The organism is uncultured Amnibacterium sp. (assembly GCF_964244015.1).
Lineage (GTDB): Bacteria > Actinomycetota > Actinomycetes > Actinomycetales > Microbacteriaceae > Amnibacterium.
This window is the reverse complement of record NZ_CAXTHO010000113.1, coordinates 1-9,728: the sequence shown is the minus strand read 5'-3', so window position 1 is coordinate 9,728 and position 9,728 is coordinate 1. Positions and strand designations below refer to the sequence as shown.

Sequence of the window (9,728 nt, the reverse complement as noted above, 5' to 3'; positions counted from 1 at the left end):
GCCAAGAATTTCAACAGGCGGCAGATGGCGGAGGGCGTGGGATTCGAACCCACGAAGCCCCCTTTATTGAATTGAGCGAAGTCGAAGAATGAGCAATCTGATCAGCGGTTTCGATCACAGACGGTCGCCTCCGATCACAGAGATGCGCTCCGCATTGTGGGCAAAGTGTGGGCAAATGCCAGTCTCCGACGATGCCGGCCAGCGCTTGAGAAAAACGCTTCCACCATCAGGCGATCAGGTAGATCAGCGCTTGGACTGCGGCGTGTCCCGCCGCCATGATGTCTGCGCTTACACCACCTGCGTTCGCACCCGTTCGACTGCCGCGGGTGATCCGGCCCGCAATGCGCACGAGCCACACGAGCCACGGCCTCGTCCGGGTCGAGCTCGGCAGGAGGCTCGCCAGCAGATCGCTAAGCCGACCGGGGGTATCCCCGATGCAGATGCCGTCCGTCTCACTGAGAGCCCGCGCGATGATCGGGTTCGCCCGCAGACGCGGACCCCCTGCAGCTTCTCCCCCGATAACGAGACGACTCGCCGCGGCACCGCCTTCGCCGCAGCGCCGAAGTACGCGGCTGCTGCTCACACCGCTCCTCGAGTTCCGGAGCCTCCGAGCCGCGCTGCTCGAACCGGCAGGAAGGATGACCTCCTTGCTGGAAAAGCGGTGGCAGAGCGACGCCCAGCCCGAATCGATCGACTAAGCGGCGATGGCCGCATTCTCGAGCGAGATCAGGTCGAGCAAGTTACTCAGCCCCGTCAACGGCAACTTGACGTGGCCCGCCGGCAGGTAGCGCGCGTTCAGTAGGCCGCGCAGCTCCTGAGCTCTTCGGAGGCGTCGCGCCTCGGCCTCTGGGCGCCAACGAGCGGGCGTGGCGTCCACTTGAGCAATCTCGTCGGCTCGGGCGTGCAGATAGTGAGTGCACGTGTCGTCTAGGAGGCCGCGAATGGAGTCGGCACAATTGTCGATGCGGCACCCCAGCCGCGTCCGAATGTCGCTGTGCTGGAGCAGTTCCTCAGCCGAACTCTTGGCGACCGTAGCGGCGAGGGGCGGAAGATATGCGCCGTGCCACGCGCCCTTCCTCGGCTTTCCGTCATCGTCGAACTTCGGCTTCGGTGGATTCTTCTGCCGGCTCACAGCCGCCCGGTGATCGAACTGTTCTCCCTGGCTAATTCCCACGGAATAACTCGCGACGTGCCCTAACGCGATCGCCGTCGGGCCAAGATTGCCAGCGTTCCCAAGCGTGACCCGTATTCCCTTTCCAGTGAACACGTCCGCGCGGGCGAGCGCCCGGCGAAACTTCCGCAAACCGTCCGTTTCGGGACGAAGCGGGGACAAGCTGAGCTCGATCCAGTTGATGTCGTGATCCGCAAGCCCGGTCGCCACGAGTTCTACATGGCCCTCCGAGGCCTGAGAGCCAAGGAGCACGCGCGGTCTGACCTCCAAGTCGCTAAGCACCCGTGTCGCGTAGGCGAGGTCGACGGCCAGCCGGGCGCTTCGCTCGTCCTCAACAAGCACTGTCGGAGGGGTAACCGCGGTCACGAGATCAGGTTGGGCAGCCAGCACCGCGTCGACGAGATCAAGTCGCGCCTCGTAGGACCGCGCCAGCGCGTCGACATCTAGTGGCTCGGTAGTCGCGCCGGGCAGTCCCTGCAATCGCCGGGACGGGTCGGGATGAAACAGCAGCTCGGTGCGCGGGTCCCACAGTACGTCGATCCCCAGTTCTCGAGCCGCCTCAGCGGCACCATCCTGGTAGGAGGCTCGCTTGGTGTGCAGCGTGATCGCCGCGACTCCCGCAGGATCACGGCTGAGGAACTCCTCGACCTTGCGGTGGTCTCCGCTGCCGAGTTGAAACTCGACCGGCATGGCGCCTCCCTGAGTGCTGGTGTGTGTGCCAAACTAGACGACAGACAACGTGACAGAAGGGCGGACACGCCGTGTCGGATGCATCCGTTCGAGCAACTAGCACGGTCGCTGGCAAGGCTGCGGGGATCATCGCGGGCCTCGGGTTGAGCCAGGACGAGGTCGGCGCGATCGTCGACGCCTCGGGCCGATCAATCGCGCGCTGGATCAGTGGCGCGGCATCGCCGCAACGGCTGAGCAAGCAGCGCCTCCTTGAACTGGCCTATGTTGCTGAGGCTCTCGCCGAAGTATTGCCACGCGAACGTGCGAATACGTGGATCCTGTCTCCCAACCGACTGCTAGACCACGAGTCGCCAGCGCACCGCATACACGACGGCAGGTACCGAGAGGTTCTGGGGCTGATCGATGGACTCGCGGAGGGTGTCATCGTTTGAGACGGCACCTTGACGAAGATCTGCTGCAGCGCGTTGATCACGCTGGTTACGAAGTCGTCAGCGCGAGCGCTTGGCGTCACACGACGGCTCGACGTGATCCCATGTCGGGGGCCGGGGCGCGGCTGATGGGAGGTAGGTGGAATCCCAAGGATGAGTTCTCGACCGTCTACCTGGCTACGCCACTCGAATGCTGTCTAGCCGAGCTAGAGCGGGTGGCCCTGTCCCAGAATTTGCCAACTCACGCTTTCCTCGAGGTCCCACGGGTGCTCCACGAGATCTCGGTGAAGAACGCTCGCCTCTTGGATCTGCGGTCGGAAGGCGCGCTGCTCGCCGTCGGCCTGTCGGAGGTCGACGTTGTCGGATCGGACTGGAACCGATGTCAGGCGGTGGGACAAGCGGCATGGTTTGTCGGACTACAGGGCCTCGTCGCCTCCTCAGCTACGTCCACGGGCTTCGTGCTTGCACTCTTCGAACAACGACTCGAACCAGGCCAGACGGCCATTTTGTCGACATCGCCCTTGACCGTCGAGAGCTACGAAGCGCTGAATAGGTGACTCCACGTAGTCGCTCAACCGACGCTCGGCAACTCGAGTAGCGAGGATCGCGCGGCCGATGCAGCACGGCTCCCCCGCCATGCCGTAGTCGCAAGCGCTGATGTCGCCGTGCGTCCGTACGCTCTCCCCCCGTGACCGGCGAAGCAGAGTGGCGCTCCAATCAAGCAGTGGCCGAGGCAGCGGAGACCCGCTGGCGGGCCAGCGGTGCAGATGTTGCCGTATTCCCCCTCGTCGAACTGTGCTCCAGGGCGGGCTTGGTAGATGTCCAGCCAGGGCGACAGCAGGCGATAGTGATTCAGGGGCACCGGTCGCTCGAATTGATCACCGACGATGCAGAGCAATGCAGGCATCTCGGGCCGATCTTGCGCTCTCTTTCCGACCTGGGCTGGCAAGTGAGCGTTCTCGCACCACTCGCCCAGATGGGCTTAGGACACGAATTTTTGCGAGGGGCTAGTGCGACGCTACAAGGATGGTGGAAGAATGAAGCGAACACCTACAGCTTCACTGGCCCCGAAAGATGCTAAATGCCTCCCGCCCTCAATTCTCAGAATATCATCGCGTTCATCTGGGACTTCGACAAGACTTTGACACCGGGCTACATGCAGCAGCCCATCTTCGACCACTACGGCGTGGACGCAGCAGAGTTTTGGCGCGAGGTGAACGCGTTGGTTGCTCACTATGGCGAACGGGGCCTGCGGGTGTCGAAAGACACCGCCTACCTCGGGCATATGCTCACCTACATTGATGGCGGCCCGTTTGAGGGTCTCACCAATCAGAAGCTCCGTGAGTTTGGTGCCTCCGTGGAGCTCGCTCCCGGCATGCCAGACCTACTCGACCGAATGCGCGCCATCGTATCGGACGACGAAAGATACAATCACAACGACCTCAAGGTGGAGCACTACATAGTCTCCACCGGCCTCCGGCAAATGATCGAAGGCAACCAAATCTTCAAACACGTCGACGGCGTGTGGGCCTGCGAACTGTTGGCGGACCCTCCACAGCAGGGCTACCTGCAGCAGCTAAGCAAGATGGATCTCACCGAGAAGCCAACCCAAATTGGGTACGTGCTCGACAACACTACCAAGACCCGCGCCGTCTTCGAGATAAATAAGGGCGTAAATGTTGAGCCAAGCATCGACGTTAACGCCCGAATGGACTCCGACGAGCGCCGAGTGCCCATCGCCAACATGATCTATGTCGCCGACGGCCCTAGCGACATACCCGTGTTCTCGGTGGTCGGTGGTGGCGGGGGACGCACGCTTGGAGTCTGGACGGACGCTCGCAACTACCCGAACGTCAAGCGCCTTGAAGACGACGGAAGGGTCAACAGCATTGCTCAAGCCGATTACCAAGAAGGCCTGTCGGCGGACATGTGGCTATCCGCGTCGTTGCGGGATATCGCGGACCGGATCTGCGACGCTCGGGATCGACGGCTGCGAATGATCAGCGCTCCCGGCGGCCACGTCGTCTGACACCCGTGGTTCGGCTGCGGACAGCATCCGGGCGGGTCCACTCGGCCGGTGGCCGACTGTGTGGCCACGACCCTTGAGTCCCGCGGCGGGAGGAGCCACCATGGTGCAAGTGGAAGTGGGGGCACCGCTCTTGATCCACATGGGCCTCAGCCAATCCGGGCCGGCGGCCGACCGGCGGGTGACGCAAGGAGTCTCGTGACCGATCCAGACCTCGCCGTCCACCAGGCGGACGCTCCTCTGTGGCCGGACGAGTCCGGACCCAGTGAGGCTCCCTCGACTTCCCCGGAGTCCGGGCGCGGCCCGCGCGCGACCAACGACATGGGAAGCGCGTCTGGCAGCGACATCCCCCCGTCCGCAGACGAAGTGCAGTCGAAGGAGGTCTTCGTACCTGTCTGGGGTTCCGTGCGACTGACACCCCGAGAACTACGAGTCATCGATCATCCCGCCTTCCAAAGACTTCGCGAGATTAATCAGTTGGGGTTCGTCAGCACAGTATTCCCTGGGGCAACTCACAAGCGTTTTGAACACGCGATCGGCACACTTCACGCCGTCACAGTCATGATGGACGCGGTAGAGCGAAACCGGGTTGTGCTCGGCGCTCAGAACGTTCGTAGTAATGCGCTGGAGTGGCTCCCCGATGCGCCGCTGAGCCCCTCTGAACGCGAGCTCACTCGCCTCGGCGCATTGCTGCACGATATTGGCCACCTCGCGTACGGACATACTTTTGAAGACGAGCTCGCGCTACTCGCGCCACATGACGCCGACGAACGGCTGAATTTGGTCTTCGGCCGAACGTCATGGCGCGGGCAAGACACCGAATCACTTCGAGCATTAGTTAATAGACTTTACGCCAAGGAGGCAGCGCTGGCCGCACCGGGACGTGAAGCAACTGAAATTCTGCTCGACATCATTAGCAAGTCACGTCTGAACAGTCCTTCGACAGAGATTTTCCGCACCGCCGTCTGCCGCGACCTCATCGGAAACACTCTTTGCGCCGACCTGCTCGATTATCTCCACCGGGACTGGCATCACATCGGGAAGACTCGTGCGCCCGATCTCCGCCTTCTTGACTATCTAGAAGTTCGACAAAGCGTGTCGGGCCGCATCGGGGCGCCCGAAACCTCGCGACTCGTCCTCAACCTTCGCACGACCGAGCGCCCTCGTACCGATGCGGTGACTAGTGTGCTCGATCTGCTTGAGAGCAGATACCAGCTCGCCGAAATCGCGCTCTTCCACCGGACTAAGTTAAATGCTACCGCGATGCTCGAACGGGCGGTAGCCGAGATCGCGGATGCCAGACTTTCTGAAGGGCCGAGCTATTTCTCGACGCTCGTCGAGCGGATACTCGATTGCGACGATTACGAGATCTTAGATCTCCTCGACGAGGAAGCGGTTGAAGCGCTCAAGACCGGGGAGATTGATGACGAGCGCCGCAGTCGGCTTGAGGCCGCTCGCGCACTTCTCGGCAGCATACGACGACGTCAGCTGCATAAACTCGCACTCTCTTTCTATCCGAAGGACAGCGGCCAGGAGAGCCAGATGCGCAGATTCAGCGGCGACCCTGATCCAGCTACGCGTTCCTTCTCAATTCCGGGCGGAGTTGCCGAAGACGGCGGGCAGGCGCGGTTGAATCTTGCTCGCGCACTTGAAGAGCAATTTGCTTTCCCCCCCGGCTCGTTTGCCGTGTATTGCCCCCGACGAAAAATGAATGCGAAAGTCGCGCAGGTGCAGGTGCTGCTTGACGACTCCGTTAAGACGCTGGCCGAGCACGAGGACGGGTCCAAGGATGGCCTCACGGGAGGTCATCTCGACGCCCAGCGCCTTCGCTTTCAACGATTGTGGCACATGCACGTCGCAGTGTCACCGGAAGCGCTGGATACATTGATCGAACGCGGACAGGAGAGTCTGCTGGAGCGGACATTTGATTATCTGCTTGGCGTTTACTCAGAGCAGAAGGCAGTAGATATCGCTAAGTCGCTTATCGCGACAATGCCCAACCTCAGGGAATCCGACCAACGAGTTGAAACACCGGTGTTTGCAGGTCGGAACCAGCCAACCCTTGCTGCGGATCGGCGGGCATTTCCGAACGACCGACCCTTGATTGTAGAGTACATACGGTAACCGACAAGTTTGACCGGCATTTGCAACTCGCGAGGCACGCTAGTGCCGACTTTCTAGCGCGCGCACCTGCTGACGCGCCAGTCGACTTGTCCCGGTTTACTCGTCAGTTGGATATCGAGGTGATGATCGACCCGAAGGTGCGGCCGCGCTTCGGGCATTCCGAACGGCGGGTTCCTGGCGGCTACCGCGTAACACTCGGCAAGTCGGGTAACCCCTTTTCGGATCCGTCGGCGAGATTCCTGCTGGCGCACGAAATCGCGCACTGCGTAATCGATCTGCAGATCCCCATCTCGCCGTCCTCCCGATCGGAATACTGGAGACTTGAAGAACTATGCAACGAGATGGCCGCCCAATTACTCGTTCCACGGTCTTTTCTTCATGCGAGCGTTCCGGGTCTGCGAGATGGTGGGGCAAATGGAGGAGAAGCCCTTCGAGCGATGTCGCATGTGGCCCTTTCTGGGAATGTAAGTGTTGAGGTCGCGGGAAAACGAATTGCGCGTGTGAGTACAGACGGCGGTCGACCCCTGTACTTAGCTGTGTTGGAGTGGGGCACGAAGTCGGTTCGAGGCTCTGCTGGGGTACGTGAGTCGGCGCTTCGGGTCTTGTGGAGCAGTGACTCGACATGGGGCCCTGGCCCGCGTTCGCTGCTCGGCTCAGGTCATTTCATCCGGCGTGCGCTCGAGTTAGCCGCCTCTCGCCAGCGGCCACCAGCCGACGCGATTGCGTTCGACAGCGCTCACATCTGGACTCAGGCGGTTGGCGTCGGTCGCTGGGGGGTTGCGGTACTGCCAAGCCCTGATCAGTCGGTCGAAGTGCCCGCGCCGACGGATCAGCCCGGGGGAGACTCGACTATCGCGGATGCAGATGGCTAGTGGTGCCAGGCGGTTCTGCGGGCACGTTCAGGCCCACCGGAGCCTAGTACCGAGCCTCACGATCCCCGTGAACGTCGTCCCCCGCGCAGAGAACCCGGAGTTGGCCCGCGAGCCAATCGTTCGGCTTGCGCTCGATAGACATCTCGACTCTGAGCCTCCGTCGTCGCATGCCTCGTCGGGTGCGAGGGAGCGGCGACGGGTTTCGGGGTTCTTGCCCTGTCCTGGCCTGCCACCTCCGCTGACGCGGCTTCCGAACCACCCTCACTCAGCAGAAAAGCGTTGCTGACTGAGGGTGGTTCAGAAGTACAGGTGGCAGGCCAGGACAGGGCAAGAAGAGAGGAGGTGGCGAGGAGAAGAAGGAGGGGTGGGGAAGTGGTTGTGATGGTGGGTCACAGAAGCGGGGGTGGGTGGTGGCGGATGCGGTGGAGTGATGGTGCTGTCGGAGGGCGGTGTTCTCGTGCGTGATGCGGGAGCGGGTTCGAGAGGGCAGTGGTGGGGTGATGGTGCGGACCTTCAATCGGGGCGAGCGGACCGTGTGGGTGATGCCGCGGGACGAGTCGATGCTGACGTGGTTTTCGATCGTGCGGATCGCGAATGTCCAGTCGGTGCGGTGGGTTCTCGGGGCGCTGAACGACCAGCCCGGTCCGGTCTCTGTGCGACGTGCGCAGTCATGGTGCGCTCGGATGGAGACGGCGGGCATGATCGGGCGCGCACAGCTCGGCGGCGCCGGCGGGTCACTGGTGTGGGTGACCTACGCCGGAACGGGGCTGTCGAAGCCGAACTTATATCGGCAGACGACCCGGCACGAGGTCGCCGTCGCTGCCGCATCGGCTCGGTACGCGACCGCTGGGTACGCATGGCAGCGCGATGACAAGCCCGCTTACGCCGGAGGACATCAAGCCGACGGCGTCGCACTCGTCGGGGACTGGGTCGAACTCGTCGAGGTGGAACTGGCGGGTAAGCGCACCCCGGGGTACATGTCGATCTTCAAAGCGTTCCAGCGCCGCTTCGATCTCCGCGAGATGTCGGCGGTCACGTATCTCTGCAACGCCGAGGGCGCTCGAGCCGTCCGACTAGCACTCGAGTCCCTGCCGATGGGCCGCGCCATCGCTCCACAGGTCCAGATACGAGAGGTCTACGACCAACGCGGCCTGTGGGAAGGCGACGCCCTACCCACGTGGATGCTGCCCGCACGGGTGCGCGCGATGCACGCTGCGTCGGCTCCCTAGAGCGCCGAGTAGATCAAGAGGTCGAACGATGCCCACGATCACCGCGTACGAGACGGCGGCCGGCAAGCGGTACCGGGTCCGCTACCGGAAACCCGACCACACTCAGACGGACAAGCGCGGGTTCCGGACGAAGCGCGAGGCGGAGCTGTTCCTCGAGTCCATCCGGGTGTCGATGGCCCGCGGCGAGTTCGTCGACGCAACCGAGGCTCGGCAACCAATCGGGCCGCTCGGAGCTACGTGGCTGACGCAGCAGTCGCACCTCAAACCCTCCTCGCTCCGTGTGCTCGAGATCGCGTGGCGTCTACAGGTCGAGCCGCGCTGGGGTACGACCGCCGTCTCCGACGTCCGGTACAGCGAAGTCCGCGCCTGGGTGACCGAGATGAGTGATCGGCGAAGCGCGACGGTGGTCATCCGCGCCTACGGTGTGCTCGCCGCGATCCTCGACGTCGCTGTACGCGACCGACGGATGCTCTCGAATCCGGCCCGCGGCGTGAAGATGCCCCGGAAGGTCAAGAAGGCGCACACCTACTTGACGCACGACCAGGTCAGCGAGCTGGCGATCGCCGCTGGCGACCTCGGCCCGCTGGTCCTGGTGCTCGCGTACTGCGGGTTGCGCTGGGGCGAGGCGACACGGCTTCGGGTCGGCGACGTCGACTCGTACCGGCGGCGACTCAACGTCCGGCAGAACGCCGTCCAGGTCGGCGAACAGATCATCGTCGGCACACCGAAGTCGCACAAGCAGCGCTCCGTGCCGTTCCCGGCGTCGCTCTCCCCCGCGATCGCGCGAGCCTGTGCGGACAAGCGCGACGACGACCTGCTCTTTCCCGGCCTCGACGGCAGCTATCTACGCCGGGTGCATGGACCGGGCAAGGGATGGTTCTGGAATGCGATCCTCGAGTCCGGGGTTCCGCCGCTCACGCTGCACGACCTCCGGCACACCGCCGCGAGCCTCGCTATCCGCTCCGGCGCCAACGTGAAGGCGGTCCAGCGGATGCTCGGTCACGCCTCCGCCGCAATGACGCTCGACGTCTACGCCGACCTGTTCGACGACGATCTCGACGCCGTCGCGATCCGCCTCGATGAGGACCTGGCGCGCACAAGTGTGGGCAAAATGTGGGCAATCGTCGATTCAAACCTGACTTCGATCACAGGGGTGGCCAGATCCGGGTTTTGGGGCTTTGATCCGCG

At 63.0% G+C, this 9,728-nt stretch carries 7 protein-coding genes; 6 read left to right on the top strand and 1 reads right to left on the bottom strand.

Translation table 11 applies throughout. The annotated features are described in order from the left end of the window. Positions 1-694 precede the first annotated feature (694 nt). Positions 695-1,861 carry a hypothetical protein gene (locus ACFE67_RS12080; protein WP_375407126.1) on the bottom strand — a complete coding sequence of 389 codons (1,167 nt, stop codon included), beginning with the start codon at positions 1,859-1,861 and terminating at the stop codon, positions 695-697. Between the two features lie 71 nt (positions 1,862-1,932). On the opposite strand from ACFE67_RS12080, the gene ACFE67_RS12075 reads away from it, so the two are divergent. The 6 genes from ACFE67_RS12075 to ACFE67_RS12050 all read left to right on the top strand — a co-directional run. Beyond that, on the top strand, positions 1,933-2,292 hold the full coding sequence (locus tag ACFE67_RS12075) for a hypothetical protein (protein WP_375407125.1): 360 nt from the start codon (positions 1,933-1,935) through the stop codon (positions 2,290-2,292). Then, entirely contained in the window at positions 2,289-2,846 is a 558-nt protein-coding gene (locus ACFE67_RS12070; protein WP_375407124.1) for an RES domain-containing protein, read from the top strand. Before ACFE67_RS12075 ends, ACFE67_RS12070 begins: the two co-directional genes overlap by 4 nt. A gap of 524 nt (positions 2,847-3,370) precedes the next feature. Further along, entirely contained in the window at positions 3,371-4,318 is a 948-nt protein-coding gene (locus ACFE67_RS12065; protein WP_375407123.1) for an HAD family hydrolase, read from the top strand. Positions 4,319-4,681: 363 nt separating this feature from the next. Then, positions 4,682-6,439: an HD domain-containing protein gene (locus ACFE67_RS12060; protein ID WP_375407122.1), complete on the top strand. Its 1,758-nt coding sequence runs from the start codon at positions 4,682-4,684 to the stop codon at positions 6,437-6,439. A gap of 1,570 nt (positions 6,440-8,009) precedes the next feature. After that, positions 8,010-8,540 (top strand): hypothetical protein, encoded by a 531-nt coding sequence (locus ACFE67_RS12055; RefSeq protein WP_375407121.1) that lies wholly within the window; start codon positions 8,010-8,012, stop codon positions 8,538-8,540. 172 nt (positions 8,541-8,712) lie between these two features. After that, the coding region (locus tag ACFE67_RS12050) for a tyrosine-type recombinase/integrase (RefSeq protein ID WP_375407127.1) at positions 8,713-9,728 on the top strand (1,016 nt) is incomplete at its 3' end.